Origin of the sequence: Streptosporangium longisporum, from assembly GCF_039534895.1 — a bacterium.
Classification (GTDB): domain Bacteria; phylum Actinomycetota; class Actinomycetes; order Streptosporangiales; family Streptosporangiaceae; genus Streptosporangium; species Streptosporangium longisporum.
Map to the genome: position 1 here is coordinate 1,694,666 of NZ_BAAAWD010000006.1, position 15,860 is coordinate 1,710,525.

General features: G+C 72.4%; 10 protein-coding genes. 4 read left to right on the top strand and 6 right to left on the bottom strand.

Going from position 1 to position 15,860, the window contains the following annotated elements:
• Nucleotides 1–14: 14 nt before the first annotated feature.
• From ABD832_RS11920 to ABD832_RS11935, 4 genes are all read right to left on the bottom strand, one after another.
• Nucleotides 15–2,237, bottom strand: coding sequence for a hypothetical protein (locus ABD832_RS11920; RefSeq protein WP_344892710.1), 2,223 nt, complete (start codon nt 2,235–2,237; stop codon nt 15–17).
• The gene (locus ABD832_RS11925) at nt 2,234–4,264 is read right to left on the bottom strand and encodes a hypothetical protein (RefSeq protein WP_344892713.1); all 2,031 of its coding nucleotides are present in this window, start codon (nt 4,262–4,264) and stop codon (nt 2,234–2,236) included. The genes ABD832_RS11920 and ABD832_RS11925 overlap by 4 nt, the downstream gene beginning before the upstream one ends.
• 62 nt (nt 4,265–4,326) lie before the next feature.
• Nucleotides 4,327–5,556 (bottom strand): DUF8094 domain-containing protein, encoded by a 1,230-nt coding sequence (locus tag ABD832_RS11930; RefSeq protein ID WP_344892716.1) that lies wholly within the window; start codon nt 5,554–5,556, stop codon nt 4,327–4,329.
• Nucleotides 5,557–6,371: 815 nt separating this feature from the next.
• Complete coding sequence (locus ABD832_RS11935) at nt 6,372–7,721, bottom strand: MFS transporter (protein WP_344892719.1); 1,350 nt, start codon at nt 7,719–7,721, stop codon at nt 6,372–6,374.
• 263 nt (nt 7,722–7,984) lie between these two features.
• Between ABD832_RS11935 and ABD832_RS11940 the strand changes: the two genes are divergently transcribed.
• Genes ABD832_RS11940 through ABD832_RS11950 form a run of 3 tightly spaced genes read left to right on the top strand, consistent with a single transcriptional unit; the run spans nt 7,985 to nt 11,359 of the window.
• Nucleotides 7,985–8,830 carry a shikimate dehydrogenase gene (locus ABD832_RS11940; RefSeq protein ID WP_344892722.1) on the top strand — a complete coding sequence of 282 codons (846 nt, stop codon included), beginning with the start codon at nt 7,985–7,987 and terminating at the stop codon, nt 8,828–8,830.
• 9 nt (nt 8,831–8,839) lie between these two features.
• Nucleotides 8,840–10,690, top strand: coding sequence for a sugar phosphate isomerase/epimerase and 4-hydroxyphenylpyruvate domain-containing protein (locus ABD832_RS11945; protein ID WP_344892725.1), 1,851 nt, complete (start codon nt 8,840–8,842; stop codon nt 10,688–10,690).
• A gap of 9 nt (nt 10,691–10,699) precedes the next feature.
• The gene (locus tag ABD832_RS11950) at nt 10,700–11,359 is read left to right on the top strand and encodes a TetR family transcriptional regulator (RefSeq protein ID WP_344892728.1); all 660 of its coding nucleotides are present in this window, start codon (nt 10,700–10,702) and stop codon (nt 11,357–11,359) included.
• 134 nt (nt 11,360–11,493) lie between these two features.
• Here ABD832_RS11950 and ABD832_RS11955 read toward each other — a convergent pair whose 3' ends face one another.
• Nucleotides 11,494–13,122: a pectate lyase family protein gene (locus ABD832_RS11955; RefSeq protein ID WP_344892731.1), complete on the bottom strand. Its 1,629-nt coding sequence runs from the start codon at nt 13,120–13,122 to the stop codon at nt 11,494–11,496.
• Nucleotides 13,123–13,636: 514 nt separating this feature from the next.
• On the opposite strand from ABD832_RS11955, the gene ABD832_RS11960 reads away from it, so the two are divergent.
• On the top strand, nt 13,637–14,227 hold the full coding sequence (locus ABD832_RS11960) for a hypothetical protein (protein WP_344892734.1): 591 nt from the start codon (nt 13,637–13,639) through the stop codon (nt 14,225–14,227).
• Nucleotides 14,228–14,306: 79 nt separating this feature from the next.
• Here ABD832_RS11960 and ABD832_RS11965 read toward each other — a convergent pair whose 3' ends face one another.
• The gene (locus ABD832_RS11965; RefSeq protein ID WP_344892737.1) at nt 14,307–15,365 is read right to left on the bottom strand and encodes a beta family protein; all 1,059 of its coding nucleotides are present in this window, start codon (nt 15,363–15,365) and stop codon (nt 14,307–14,309) included.
• Nucleotides 15,366–15,860 lie beyond the last annotated feature (495 nt).

Genomic DNA, 15,860 nt, shown 5'->3' on the forward strand with positions numbered 1-15,860 from the left:
CGGGTGGGAGGCTGTCAGCAGGTCCGCCAGCGCACGGTGGTACTGATCGAGTCGTCGGGGCCGTGGACCGTCAGCGGGGCGGTGACCGAGGCCGGGTTGCCGCACCAGCTGCGGGTTCTGTGGGCACGTAGGTTGATCACCTGGGTGACCCCCTCCCGCAGGGTGCCGTCGGAGGGGCTCACGACCAGGCCGGGAGCCGATATCCGCCATTCGAGCGGTTCCCCCGACAGGGTGAGGACCAGGCTCCCCTGGCCGAACTCGTCCAGCGCCACGACGGGCGGGACCCGCAGGCGGGAGGCGAGCCCGTCCCCGCGTCCAGGCGTCCCGGCGGCCGGTGGCTCCGGGGTGGCCTGGCTGGTGGAGGACTGCAGCGACCTGGCGGGCTCCTCGGATCCGATCGCCGGGCCGAGGAAGTTCATCCCGGTCAGGGTGCCCGCCGCGCCGGCCACGACGATGATGACCACCTTGACGGTCGTGTTCCTGATCCGCGTCCCCGCCCAGCTGAGCGCCTCCAGCACCTGGACGGACGCCCCGATCCGCTCCTCCTCGGGACGGTCGTCGGGTTCGGTGTGGAAGGGCAGGGCCGGGATCTGGTCGTCGTCGCGCGTCCGGGAGGGGGTGCGCATCTCGACGGAGCGCTGCCCGGCGATGACGACGGGCTCGTTCCTGACCACAGGCTCGGGGACGGGGGCCTGCCGGGGGATGGTCCCGGTGATCTCCTCGCTCTGCGCGAGGACCTCACGTGCCCAGGCCTGGGTCAGCAGGGCGTCGTAGAGGGGGGTGTCGTGCCCGGTGACCGGGGGCGCGACCGGCGGGCGGGACGGCCGGGTCCGGTGGGGCGGCAGGGTGGGCAACGGCGGCAACCCCGAGGAGACGGGGGAGCCCGTCGCCGGCCCGCTCGCCGGTGACGACGGCGCCGCCGGTGAAGCCGACGATGCCGGCGACGGGGAGGACGCGGCCGGTGACACCGCACCCGGAGAGGTCGTCCCGGACGAGTCGGCATCGGGCGAGGCGGTCCCGGACGGCGCCGTCCCCGGGGAGCCGGTGCCCGGCCGTCTCCGCTCCTGCCGTCCGCCGTCCTGCGGCCCGGACGCCACCGGCGGGTAGGGGGACGCGCCCGGCCTGGGCGCGGGCGGCGTCGCCGAGGGTGCCGGTACGTCGTCCCGTCCCGGCGGGACCGCCGGGGTCAGGGACCGTTCCTGCGGGGGAAGTGTGGACGCCGGAGGCCGCCCGCCCGCGGGAGGGGCGGACAGCACGGGAGACCTGCCGCGCGGCGGTCGCGACGCCGGTGGCGGCGCCTCGGTGGACGGGCCGCCGCCCGGAGGAAGGGGCGGGTACGGGACGCCCCCCGAGGAGCGCTCCGGGGAGCGCCCCGGGGACGCGACGCCGGAGGACGAGGCGCCCGGGGACGCGACCCCGGTGGAAGGGATGCCGGGGGACGGAACGCCAGGAAGCAATGTGCCCGGGGACGCGCCGGTGGACAGGGCGTCCGTGAGTCGCCGGCGTTCCTCGGCAGAGAGCGGCGCGACCGGCGGGTGCGAGATCATCTGCGGGACCGTGTAGCGGATGTTGATCGGCCGGGTGCACACCGAACACCTGATCATGTGGGAGAGCAGCGCCGCCCGGTCGTCCTCCGAGCCGATGCCCGAGGGCGGCTCATGGCCACCGGGAGGCCCCCCGGGCAGGCCGGCCGGGAAGGCGCCCGGGAAGACGGCCTCCACCAGCGGGGGCAGCTCCGGGCAGGTACGCCGCCCGTGGGTGAGCGCGTCCAGCCCGCTCACCAGCGTCTCGATCAGGTCCTGGGTACGGGTGGCGAGCCTGCCGATCTCCTCGGCGGGCATCGCCAGCACGTGGGAGAGGTCGTCCATGCCCAGCGCGTGGCGGTACATCAGCCTGAGCGTCTCCGTGCCCAGCGGGTCGACGATCGTCCACACCCGCTCGATCAGGGGGGCGTCGGGCATGCCGGGCCCGGAACCCGGCACGTACCGCTCCCGGTGTCCCGGGGAGGTACGGCAGTCACGGCGCAGTACGGCCAGCGCCCGCCCCCGGACGGTGACGTTCCCGGGGACGGCCCCGGCCCGGCCGGTCGCCAGCGCGGAGACGACCGCCGCGTGCACCCGGCCGGGTTCGAGGTGGGAGGCGGCGTAGTCCACCAGGTGCGCGCCGTGCTCGCGCACCCAGGCCGCCTCCTGGCCGGGGCCGGGCGCGGGGCGCCCGGATCCGGTGGGTGTGCTCATCGGCCGTCGTACTCGTCCGGGTCCGGCTCGACCTGGCCTTGGTCGGGCGGGAGGGGGGCGCCCCGCTCGCCGGTGTTCCAGCCGGAGTCCTGCCGGGCCTCCTGGCCCTCGGCGGGACCGGGACGGCCGGAGTCCGGCTGGACCGGACCCGGCTGCGCGGGGTCGGACCGATCCTGGCCCTGCCGGTCGGGGGCGGGCGGAGCGGGATTCGCCTCGTCCTGGCCGGACCGCCCGGCACCTTCCCGGTCGTTCCCGGAGTCACCGGGGACGTCCTGCCCCGGCTCGGCGGGCAGGGGCTCCTCCCCGCCGGGGATCGGACGGGGGAGCGGCACCGGCGGCGGGTCGGTCACCACGAGCTCCAGGTTGCGCTGCGGCAGCCCAGTGAACTTCGTCCAGTTGCTCACCTCGCCCGGGGCGGGCGCGGCGTAGAGCCAGCGGACGAAGGCGGGCCACACGCACGAGTCGCGGGGGATCGCCCGGCGTCCCGTGGCCGCGCCGTCTCCCCGGGAGGAGCTCAGCGCGTCGATCTCCTCGGCGGTGTAGTCACGGCACGGCGGGGTGCCCGGAGGGGCGATGTTGAGGTCCCACACGCCGTTCTCGTCGGTGTAGCGCATCCCCCGGTCCAGGCCCAGGGCCTCGTGGGCCCGGCGCAGCAGCTCGGGGTCCTCGAAGATCGGCAGCGAGACGCCGCCGTCCGGGCCGCCACCGGGGAGCCGCGGGGTGGCCGGTGTGAGCACGGTCCCGTCGGGGCCCTGCGACGCGTTCCGGCCGGGGCCGGCCGAGGGCTGCGTGCCGGACGGGTCGCGCTCCTGCGAGCGCTCGCCGGGCTCCGCGGGCTCCGCGGGCTCCGCGGTCGGCGGGGCGGGTACCGGGGCCGGAGCCGCCGTCTCCCCGGGCTGGGCCTTCCTCGAGGGCGGGCGCGCGTCGTCCGTCGGCCTGGTCTCGGGAGGGGCGACCTCGCCCGAGGGCACGGCCGGCCCGCCGGGGCCGGATCGGATCGCGGGCTTCAGCGTGCCGGTCGGCCGGGAGTGCCGGGGACCCTCACCCGGCTGCGAGGGCCGGTCACCGGTGGTGGGCCGGGGCTGGGACGGACGGCCGTCGCCGGTGGGGCGGGGCTGAGGCTGCGGGTCGCCGGTCGGCTGCGAGGGCCGGTCGGCGGTCGGGCCGGGCTGAGGCCGCGAGGGCCGGTCGCCGGTGGGGCCGGGTTGAGGCCGGGAAGGCCGGTCGGCGGTGGGGCCGGGCTGGGGCTGCGAAGGACGGTCGGCGGTGGGCCGGGGCTGGGACGGCCGGGAGGGATCCGACGATCTCGTCCCGCCGGTCTCGGGAGCGGGCTTGGGCGGTGCGACCACGGTCTCCGCCGGGCGCTCGATGACGCTGCCGCTCTCCTTCTCGCTCTGCTTCTCGTTCTGCGTGATGTCGCCGCTGACCTTCTTGGTCGGCGTCGGGGCCGGCTTGGCGGGCCGCTCGTTCACCACCGGGGGCGCGACCGGGGGCCGTGCCACGGGAGCCGGGTCGGGAGCGGGCTGCAGCGGTGCCGAGGTGCGCCTGGCCGCCTGGGCGTTCGACCTGGGGGCCGCGGACGCCTTCGGCTTCTCCTTCGGTTTCTCCTTCTCCGGGGCCGATGACTTGGCGGGCGGTGCCGGGGTGCTCTTGGGGTTGCCCGGCCGCTGCGCGAGCGGCGCGGCCGCGGCCGCCGCCAGGACCGGCAGGGCGACGCAGCCCTCCGCGGCGGTCCCGACCGCGTGCCCGTCGACGGTGGTCGTCAGGCAGACCCGCTGGGCCGCGGCGTCGCCCGCGGCCGAGCCCTTCGAGATCGTGCTGCCCGCGTCCGCGCCGGAGAGCGGGAGCGGCTGATCACCCCCGGGCGACGCGCTCGACGTCCAGGCTCCCGCCTGGTCGTCCAGAAGGTACGTCCCCGCCGCCAGCCGCATCACCTGCCCCTCACCGGTGTCGGGGCGGAGGGCGACGACGGTTCCCAGTCCTGCGCCGGCGCCGAAGACGCCGATCGCGACACTCGCAGTGATCACCGTCGCACGTGATGGCTTACGTGAGGGCGTCATCTGAAGGTTCCTTTTCTTCCGGTGAAACGTCAGTCGCCGTGGCTTTCCAGGACGTCGCTCCACTCGCCGAGTACGCGAGCGGGCTCGTTCGAACCGGCGGGGGGGACATGTGTCACGTACATGCGGCCGTACGTGGCGCTCACCGAGCGGGCGAAGGCCTTGCCGCGGGTACGGACGGCGGCCGAGCCCTTCAGCTTGACCGTCGCGCCTTCCCGCTCCGCCTCGCGAAGCTCGGTGGATCGGGCTCCGTACCAGACCAGGGCGCCCCCGTCACCGGTCCTGAGCGCTCGTACCGGTCCCTCAAGCCGGTACGAGAGCGTGAGCTTCCAGTCGGCCTCTCGCAGCCGAGCCCGTTCCTGCTGCCAGAACAGCACGGTCTCGCTGGTCCAAGGCCCCTCGTCGAACGCCGGGTCGATCTCGGCCCTCTCCAGGCTCGCCAGGTGCGCGCGGGCGATCTGGCGAGGGGTCGCGATCAGTCCGGTGGCGTTCTCCGAAAGACCCGTCGCGTACCCCTCGGCGTCCGTCGCGATCGCGGGGAAGCGCGCGGGGGTGGCGCGGGTGTCGGCCGCCGAGGCGACGAGCCGCCAGCCCCCGGGGGCCGAGCTCATCACGTCGACGATCCGGGCGACGCCCGGTTCGTGCGATACCGCCACGAACCAGTCCGCGACACCCTCCACGTGGCGCGGAATCCATATCTTCGGGTTGGGCCAGACGCCCGTGGCGAGCGACGTCCCCTCCATCTTCGCCGTCGTGAAGGCGGCCCTCGTCATCTCCAGCGCCAGGCCGTGCTCCAGCCTGGCCATGGCCTCACGGTCCTTCCTGGCCTGCGCCGCCGACAGGCCCCGCTGGTAGCGGCCGTGGACGGCGTACGCCTCCTTGGAGGTGAGCTGGGGACGGCCGGATCCGGCCGGTGCCTCGGCCGACGCTGGAGAGGTCGGTGTCCCGGCACGGGGCCTCATCGACGTCGTGGCCCTGGGCCGGGAAGAGGCCTCGGGCCGGAGGGACGTCTCCGGCCGGGAGGAGGTCCTCGGGCGGGGAGACGACCTGTCCGTGCCGTCGGCGCCGTCGGTGCCGTCGCCGGGTCTCGGGGTGGACTTCCGGGCGGAGCGGGACGGGGACGACGTCGGGGAGGGCGAGGAGACCGCCCCGCCCCAGTCGCCACCCGAACGGTCGGGGGTGGGGTTCGCCGCCAGGGACGGGCCCGAGGGCGATCTGGTCGCGAGCCAGAGCGCCGAAGTGGCGATGATCGTCAAGACCACCGTGAACAGAATGACCTTCCGCCAATCGAATGACAGCAGTCGTTCGGGGTGCCAGTCGGATGCCTGTTCGGAATCGCGTCCGGGGGAAGCGTTGCCACGGCCGAAGGACCCAGCCTGTCCATCTGGGAAATCCGATGCACGCCATGACATAGGTCCAAATATTAGACTGACCGTGATCTATTGGGAAGGTAAAGGGCCGAGTAATCGGCACTTATGGTTATCCGGTTTTAATTAACACCTAAAGCGCCATAAGGGTTGTCCGAAACCTGTGACCCCTCGACCTGCTGGTCTCTCGCGGTGGACCGTACCATCGGATCTCTAGAGATCAGCCCCCTTCCGCAGGTTTCGGATGAACCTTCACGTTTACCGCAGGAGCGTCATTTACCTGGCGGGAGCCGGATGTTCACTCTCCGTCGGGCTTTCCGGCACCTGGTAGGAGGGTCCGCGTGAGCCCGGGGGCCAAACGGTTTCACGCTCCGATTGGCGCGAGCACTCATAACCATTTGATATGAATGCTTTCCCTCGCCCGGGAGATCGGCCGTCCGGCGGGCCTCGTCCCAGGAATTGGAGCTCCCTCTTTTCCGTCCCGCCGCGTGACCGGCTCCCGCCCCCGGCTCCGGCCCGTGCCGCTTTCTGCCGCGCACCCGGCCTCCGCCCCGCACCCGGCCTCCACCCCGTACCTGGCCTCCGTCCCCTGCTCGGCCTCCTCCGTGCCCGGCCTCCCTCGGGCACGAGGCACACGACGACGGCCCGGCCTCGTGAGGGGATCACGAGACCGGGCCGGGTGCGGGACGGGTGGTGCCTTCGGGGTGCGGTCAGGCGCGCGCCCCGGTGACCGGCTCCCTCCCGGTGAGGCCGAGCTCCTCGGTGGGGACGCGGTGGGTCTCCCGGGCGGTGGCCACGGCGATCGCGCTGATCGCGCAGAGGATCGCGGTGAAGACGCCGACGCCGATCCACCCGCGCAGGCCCAGCCAGCCCTCCGGGGAGACGATCCCGGCGGCGGAGGCGACGGCGAAGCCGGCGATCGCGAAACCGATCTGGGTGCCGATCGCCATGCCGGAGAGCCGGACCCGGGTGCTGAACATCTCCCCGTACAGGGAGGGCCAGATGCCGTTGGAGGCGCTGTAGACGACTCCGAGGGTGAGGATCCCGGTGGCGAACACCAGCGGGTAGCTCCTGGAGTTGATCGCGGCCAGGTAGGCGAAGATCATGATCGGGCTGCCCACGGCGCCGATGAGGAAGACGGGCTTGCGGCCGATGCGGTCCGACAGCATGGCCCAGAGCGGGATGGCGACCAGGGCGACCGTGTTGGCGGCGATGCTCACCCAGAGCATGGTGGCCCGGTCCAGCCCGATCTCGTCGCTGGTCGCGTAGTTCAGCGCCCAGACGGTGAAGATCGTGCTGACGGTGGCGATGAGGGCGGCGCACATGACGCGCAGCACGCTGCTCCAGTGGTCGCGGAACAGCACGGCCAGCGGCATCTTGGGCACCGTTCCCTGGGCGACCTCCCGCTCGAAGGCGGGGGTCTCCTCCAGCCTTCTGCGGATGATCCAGCCGACCACCGCGACGACCACGCTGAGCAGGAACGGGATCCGCCAGCCCCAGCTGAGCAGCTGCTCCTCCGGCAGGGCCGCCACCGGGATGAACACGAGGGTCGCCAGGATCTGGCCGAACTGCGTGCCGTTGAGGGTGAAGCTGGTGAAGTAGCCGCGGCGGTCGGCGGGGGCGTGTTCCAGCGTCATGGAGTTGGCGCTGGCCTGCTCGCCCGCGGCCGAGAGTCCCTGCATGATCCGCAGCAGGACCAGGAGGACGGGCGCCAGGCCGCCGATCTGGTCGCGGGTCGGCAGGCAGCCGATGAGGAAGGTCGAGACGCCCATCAGGATGAGCGTGAACACCATGATCTTCTTGCGGCCGAACCGGTCGCCGACGTGCCCGAGGATGACGGCCCCCACCGGCCTGGCCGCGTACGCCACGCCGAAGCTGGCCAGCGACTGCAGGGTGGCGGTCGCCGGGTCGGAGTCGTCGAAGAAGACCTTGGAGAAGATCAGGGCCGCGGCGCTGCCGTAGATGAAGAAGTCGTAGTACTCCAGGGCGCTGCCGATCCAGGCGGCGACGGCCGCCTTGCGCGGCGTGCCCTGTGGGACGGCGGGTGGGTTCTCGGTCACGATGACTCCTTCGGTACGCGTGGTCCGGCCGTCCCCCCGGATGCCGTTGCCTGCTGTTTACGAACTAGATAGTTAATTAACGTTGCCGCAATGCTGCTGGTGGCGGGCGTCACATGTCAAGGTCCTCTTCACTTCGGCTCGCCGGTGCGTTATACCTAACTCACTAGTTCGTACATTGTTGGGAAGTGCGTCATGAACCGGAAGGACACCCCCCGTGCCACCGGGCGGGCCGTACCGCCGCGCGTACCGGGAAGGAGGGATCGATGACCTCGTTCCTGACCGGGCTGATCGGCTCCGGCATCGGCCCGTCGTTCAGCCCGCCGTTGCACGAGCGGGAGGCCGCCCACCACGGGCTGCGCTACGTCTACCGGCTGCTCGACACCGACGTCCTCGGTACCGACGTCGGAGACCTGGTCCGCACGGCCCGCCGCTTCGGCTACGACGGGCTCAACATCACGCACCCGTGCAAGCAGGCCGTCATCCCCCACCTGGACGGGCTGTCGGCGGACGCCCGGACGCTGGGCGCGGTCAACACCGTGGTCTTCGAGAAGGACCGCGCGATCGGCCACAACACCGACTGGACCGGCTTCCGGGAGTCCTTCACCCGTGGCCTGCCGGACGCGCCGATCGAGCGGATCGTCCAGCTCGGCGCCGGGGGCGCGGGCGCCGCGGTCGCGCACGCGCTGCTGACCATGGGCGCGGGCCGGGTGACCCTGGTCGACGCCGACCCCGCGCGGGCGACGTCGCTGGCCGCCGAGCTGACCGGCCGCTTCGGGGACGGGCGTGCGGACGCGGCGCGTGCGGACGACCTGCCCCGGCTGCTCGCCGCCGCGGACGGCCTGGCGCACTCCACCCCCACCGGGATGGCGGGCCACCCCGGGCTGCCGCTGCCCGCGTCGCTGCTCCGCCCGGACCTGTGGGTGGCCGACATCGTCTACCGGCCGCTGGAGACCGAGCTGCTGCGGCGGGCACGGGCGCTGGGCTGCAGGACGCTCGACGGCTCCGGCATGGTCGTCTTCCAGGCGGCGCACGCCTTCCACCTGTTCACCGGGCGCACCCCCGACACGGGACGGATGCTCACCCACCTGACCGAACTGATTGCCACCTGAGGGGGAGCCATGCGCACGTCCATCGCCACCGTGTCGGTGAGCGGCACGCTGCCGGAGAAGCTGGCCGCGATCGCCGCCGCCGGGTTCGACGGGGTCGAGATCTTCGAGAACGACCTGCTGGCCTGCCCGCTCTCCCCCGAGGAGGTACGGCTGCGCGCCGCCGACCTGGGACTCTCGATCGACCTCTACCAGCCGTTCCGCGACTTCGAGGCGATGCCCGTCCCGGACCTGCGCAGGGCCGCGCACAAGTTCCAGGTCATGGAACGGCTCGGCGCGGACACGCTGCTGGTCTGCTCCAACGTCTCCCCCGCCGCGATCGACGACGACGAACTCGCCGCCGCGCAGCTGAGGTCGCTGGCCGAGCTGGCCGCCGAGCACGGCGTCCGCATCGCCTACGAGGCGCTGGCCTGGGGACGGCACGTCGACGACTACCTGCACGCCTGGCGGATCGTGCGCATGGCCGACCACCCGAACCTGGGCACCTGCCTGGACAGCTTCCACATCCTGTCGCGCGGCTCCGACCCGATCGGCATCGAGGCGATCCCCGGCGAGAAGATCTTCTTCCTCCAGCTCGCGGACGCGCCGCTGCTGGCGATGGACGTGCTCCAGTGGAGCCGCCACTACCGCTGCTTTCCCGGCCAGGGCGGCTTCGACCTCACCGGCCTGGTCGGCAACGTGCTGAACGCCGGGTACACCGGCCCGCTCTCGCTGGAGGTGTTCAACGACCACTTCCGGCAGGCCGACGCCGCCCGGACCGCCCGGGACGGCATGCGCTCGCTCATCGCCCTGCAACAGGCCCTCGGCCGTACCGCCCACCCCGCCGTGCCCACCGGTTACGCCTTCGCCGAGATCGCCGACACCGATGCCCTGCGCGGCGTGCTCACCGCGCTCGGCTTCGCCCCCACCGGCGCGCACCCCAGCAAGCCGGTGCAGCTGTGGCAGCAGGGCGACGCCCGGCTCCTGCTCAACGCCACCGGCGACGATCCCGCCCTGATCAGCCTCGGGCTGGACAGCCCCGACCCGGCCCGCGCGGCCGAGCATGCCGGGTCACTGCTCTCGCCGGTGCTGCCGCGCGAGCGCGCCCCCGAGGAGGCGCCGCTGGACGCGATCGCCGCCCCGGACGGCACCGAGATCTTCTTCTGCGGCACGGAGTGGCGCGGTGACTTCGCCCCCGGCGGGACGGTCGCCGGGCCGATCACCCACATCGACCACGTGGCGCTCACCCAGCCCTGGCACCACTTCGACGAGGCGGCGCTGTTCTACCGCAGCGTGCTCGGCCTGCGCCCGCAGGAGAGCCTGGAGCTGCCCGACCCCTACGGCCTGCTCCGCAGCATGGCGATGTCGACCGCGCCCGGCGCGTCCACCGTGCCCGGCACGTCCACCGCACCCGGCATGCCCGCCGCGTCCACCGCGCTCGGCACACCGGGTGTGCCCACCGCGCCAGGCACGCCCGCCGCGTCCGGGCCCGGTGCGGCGGGCGGATCCGGCGGCCGGGTGCTGCGGCTGGTGCTCAACCTCGCCCGGGTCGGCGCCGGGGACGTTCCCTGGCAGCACATCGCGCTGGCCTGCGACGACCTGCTCGCCACCGCCCGCAGGCTGCGCGCCGAGCATCCTGAGCTGCTGCTGCCCATCCCCGGCAACTACTACGACGACCTGGAGGCCCGCCACGACGTGGACCCCTGCCTGAGGGAACTGGGGGTGCTCTACGACCGCGACGCGGACGGCGAGTTCCTGCACCTCTACACCGTCACCCTGGGACGCGTCTTCTTCGAGATCGTCCAGCGGATCGGCGGATACCGGGGATACGGCGCCGTCAACGCCCCCATCCGCCTCGCCGTACAGCACGCGGACGGTCACTAAGATGGGCGGATGACCTCGCAACCCGCCACCGGGGAACGCCGGCGCGACGCCGACCGCACCAAGGCGGAGATCCTCGAGGTCGCCCAGCGGGAGTTCGCGCAGCACGGGTACGCGGGGGCGAGGGTCGACGAGATCGCCGCCCTGACGCGTACCACCAAGCGCATGATCTACTACTACTTCGGCAGCAAGGAACGGCTCTACATCACGGTCCTGGAGAAGGCCTACGCCGAGGTCCGCGAGGTGGAGCGCACGGTCGACGTGGAGCACCTGGCCCCGATCGAGGCGATCCGCACCCTGGCCGAGCTCACCTTCGACCACCACGACGCGCACCGCGACTTCATCAAGCTCGTCTCCATCGAGAACATCCACCAGGGCGAGCACATCCGCAAGTCCGAGGCGCTGGTCAACCTCGGCACGCCGGTGCTCGGCATCATCGAGCGCATCCTCGACGCCGGTACGGCCAGGGGGGACTTCGTCACCGGGGCCGACGCCACCGACGTGCACATGATGATCAGTGCCTTCTGTTTCTTCCGCGTGGCCAACCAGCACACCTTCGGCGCCCTGTTCGGCCGTGACATGACCGCGCCCGAGCACCGGGCCCGGCAGCGCCGGATGGTCGGGGAGATGATCGTCGGCTACCTGCGCGGCGGTGGCGGCGACCGGGCCTGACGCGCCCCGGCGGGCGGTCCGTACCCGGTGACGGGACCACCGGCCGACCACGCCGATGATCCCGTTCCCATGGTCTCCCGGGTCTCCCGGCGGGCGCCGGAACGGGCCGCCCGCCGGGACCCCGACGCGGAGGGTCAGCCGCCGATCTTCCCGACCCCGGCTCCGGCGGTGACGCTCGCCTTCACCGAGTTCGGGTTCTCCAGCGTGTAGCCGTAGTAGGAGCTGGCCTCCTGCACGCTGCCGCTGCACTCGGGGGCTCCCGAGTCGACGAGCACGTTGTTGCGCGCCACGCACCGGCCGGAAGGGCCGGCGTAGCTGTTCGACACTGGGTACTCGACCCGCTCGAAGTAGTTGCCCTCGACCAGGCAGCCGGCGTTCGCCTGGCAGGCGACCCCGACGTCGGTGTTGTAGTAGTAGTAGTTGTTGAAGATGTGCACCGGCTCGCCGAAGCGCACCCGCGGGTTGCGCTGCGGCGTCTGGTTGAACCAGTTGTGGTGGTAGGTCACCTTGAGCTGGCCGACGTCCTGCGCGGCGTTGCCGTCGTCGTGGCCGAGCAGCATGTTCTTGCTGTGGTCGTGCGCGTGGTTCCACGACACGGTGATGTAGGACGAGCCGCGCTTGATGTCGAGCAGCCCGTCGTACCCGTCGGCCAGGTCGTTGTGGTCGATCCAGACGTGGTGGGAGAACATCTGCACGTTGATCGAGTCGTCGCTCGCGTTCCGGAACGACAGGTTGCGGATGATGACGTTGTTCACCGCGTTCGCGGGCGGTGAGGTGGCGGAGTTGTCGAGGGGGAGACCGACGTTGAGCCCGCCGCCGCTGATGCCGGCGTCGGCGCCGATGCCCACGATCGACTTGTCCGAGGCGACGTTGTGCATCCCCGCCGGAACCGTGATCATCCCGCGTACGCAGACGTTCAGGGGGCCGCTCTGGCCGATCGCGGAGATCAGCTCACTCGCCGTGTCGACCTCGACGGTCGGCCCGCCCGCGCCTCCCGTGGTGCCGTTCTGGCCCCAGGCGTTCACCGAGGCGAAGCCGATGGGCGAGCCCGACGTCTCGCAGGAGCCCGGGGGCGGCGTGATCGTGGGGGTGACCGTCGGGGTGACCGTGGGCGTCGGGTCGACCGGCCCGGCGACGTCGGTGACCTGCAGGTCGTCGAACGAGGCGCTCGTGTAGTAGCCCGACAGGCCCGCCTTGCCGGAGGCGAAGGTGGAGTCGGTCGCCGAGACGACCTCCACGTTGTTCACGAAGCCGCGCAGCGTCGAGCCGAACACCTCCAGCCGGAGGGTGTACCAGGTGCCCGCGGTCACCGTCGCCGGAGCCGAGTCCAGGGTGGTCGTGCCGCCCCCGGCCCGCTTGCCCAGGACGACCGAACCCGCGTTGCTCAACCCGAGATAGTAGTAGTTGCCGGTGCTCTGCGCCCTGGCCAGCACCGCGGCGTACCGCCCGCTGCCGTTGAACGCGATCGGCTTCACCCGGGCCTGCACCGCCTGGTTCGCCCATCCCGAGCCGGCGATCGCCCTGGCGTCCGCGCCGGTGCCGGACTGCCGGTACACCCGGGAACCGTCGGTGGTCACCGACCAGCTCCCCCCGGACTTCGACCAGCCCGAGGAGTCACCGTCCTCGAAGTCGTCGACGAACAACGTCGCGGCGAACGCGCTGGGCAGCGCGGGCAGCGCCAGCGCGCCGAGCACCGCGGCCATGACGGTCATCATGATCGCGACGAGCAGCGAGCCGGTGCGGGGCTCTTTCCTTCTTCGCACTGTGGAACCTCCGGTTATGTCGGCGCCGGCCGGGCCTGCTGCGGTCCGGCCGGACCATGGCCTCGCGCCGGGAGGCCGATCGGCGCCGGTGTCGCGGCCGCCTTCCGCGGTCACGTGCCGGCGCCGCCGGTGGTTCCCGGCGAGCGATGTCCGTCAGGCGGTGCCCGGTCGTGCCCGCGGCCCCCTGGCGGAGGGCGTCGGACATGGCCGGACCTGCGGTGGAGCACCCGAAGGTGGATCCACCGCCGCTCCGGGACGAAGGGTGGGAAAGCGCTATCCAACTCTTTTCGCACTTTTACGCCTGGAGAAAGGTTCGGGTCAAGCGTCCGGTCCGATCCGATGTCCCTGCGGAGATGACCGCCCTTCCCGTGCCCATGCCGTCCCCGCAGGTGGGGGCCGCTCACGGCGTGCCGCACAGGGCGGAAAAGTTTTCGGTGATCCGGCCCGGCCCGTACGGGCGCGCGTCCGGACCGATCCGGCGATTCCGGTGCCTTCGATCACCCGGACCGGCACGATGGGAGACCACCTCACGCACGACCGCCCCATCCGCGAACACGAGCAGGAGGTCATCGTGATGCCCACGCGCGAGCAGCCGGGGTCCGTCGACCCCGCCACCTGGCGGGTCGTCCCGGGCGAAGGCAACGACGACGCCAGGCAGGACGGCACCTGGGCGATCACCGGGGCCGACGGCGACGAGCACGCCCTCTACCTGGAGGTCCGCGACGCCGAACGGCCCCGGGAGGTCGCCGAGCTCATCGTCGCGACGATGGCCGGCCACACGCGCCGGTCACGCATGGAGGGCGCTTTGGCCGAGGTCGAGCGGGAGCGCCTGCGGCGGCAGGCCGAGGACGACGTGCTGGACCCCGCCAACCCGCACCTGGTCGAGGTGGTGAAGCTGGCGGCCCTGGTCGAGCGGATCGGCGAGGTCGGCCGCGAGCTCAACCGCGACAGGTTCCACACCGGCCGCGAGGAGCTCGACAAGCACCTGTACGAGCGGCTGACCCAGGTGGCAGCCACCGCGGTGGCGTGGATGGAGGGCATCCAGGCCCGTGACGTCCCCCGGTCCCGTCACACCGGTGATCCCTACGACGCCCGCGACTCCTAGGACGGCCGGTTCCGGCACGGCCGGTTCCAGCACGGCCGGTCCAGCGCGGCCAGTGTCCCGGCCGGAGCTCCGGCCGGGGTCAGGGACGTCCGAGGCGGTTCAGCCGGTCGACCACCGTGGCGACGTGATGCGACATGCCGCAGGCGTACCACGATCCCGGCCTTCTGGGCAGCAGCGGCTGCCCTGCGGCGAAGCGTTCGATCTCCTGGTCGCCCCACGAGGACGCCACCCCCCGCGCCGACCGGAGATCGGCGACCACCGCCTTGCACAGGTCGTCGAAACCCCCCGGGGCTCCGGCCCCGTCGCCCCGCTCGCACCGGTAGACGTACCAGTAGTCGTCGAACGTGTACCGCAGCTCGGGGTGCGGGGTCCGCGGCTCCGCCCGCGGGCTGGACACCCCGTAGTCCCCGTAGAACACACCGGGATGGGAGGCCGCGACGGTCCTGTACAGGGCGGCGTCCCGCCGGGGGACGGGCACCGGGGCGCCGAACGGCATGGCGTCCAGATCCCTGGGGAACGCCCCGGAGGCCACGGTGATCGAGCGCATCGGGAACCGGCTCGCCCACCGGAGCGACCTGAGGGCGTCGTTGGTGCGGTTCCTGAGCCGCGCGTCGGAGTCGACCGCCCACAGGTCGATCACGAGATCGACGTCGGTGAACCTCAGGTTCGCGAGACGGTCCATCCGGCGTGACAGCCGGGCGTCCTCCGCGGCGGTCCGCGGCCCGGCCCAGGGCACGCGCAGACAGGCACCCCGCCCGTGCCGCCTCGCGGCGAGTCCGGCGTCCCGGAACTCGCAGTCCTCGTCCGTCGGCCTCAGGACCGGGATGATGCGACGGCCGAGCCTCTCCATGACGTTCGACACCATCGTCACGGCGCCGCACCCGTGCGGGTGGCCGTACCTGTCGAGCACCGGGCGGCAGTCCACCGCGAAAACGCGTTCGGCGGGCAGGTGTTCTTCCACGCGTTCCTCGAAAACGGCGACGCTCTGCAGTACCGTCCGGTTCTCGTCGTCCCGGGTCCGTTCCGCGGGCATCACCTCGATCAGTGCCCGCACGAACGGGCGAAGCTCCTCGGCGACCTTCCCCAGGGCCAGGAAATCACCGGCCCGGCCCCTCAGGATCGGCATGTACACCGTCATGAATCGGTTCTCCGTAGGCTTGGCGAACCCGGCGTCCGGCGAGGTGAACGGCCCTGTCCCGCGGCCACGGCGTCACCTTCCCGCCCTTCCGACGGTCCACTCCGGCGACGAATCCGTCAATATCCCTGCGGTGAGGTTCCGTACGGAAACCGTACCGGAGATGCGTTTGTGACGGAGGAGATGAACGAGGTCTCCGGCCTCATCCCGCATATGCCGACATTTCATGACGGTGCTTACGAAAGGCAACGGGGAGTCGTCCCGTGCGTACCCGCATGCGCCCCGGCCCGTCCGGTGGAGGCCCCGGAAAGGCCCGCACGGAAAGTGCCGGAGGAAAAGTCCCGGAACGGAAACGGTCCGGTGACCGACGCCTTTCTCCCCTTCCGGGGCACCTGTGGGCGTGTACGCAGAAGGGTCCCGGCCGCTTCACGAAGCGGCCGGGACCCTTCTCGTGCCCGAGGGACTTCTCGTGCCCAAGGGACCGAGGAACCGAGGGCG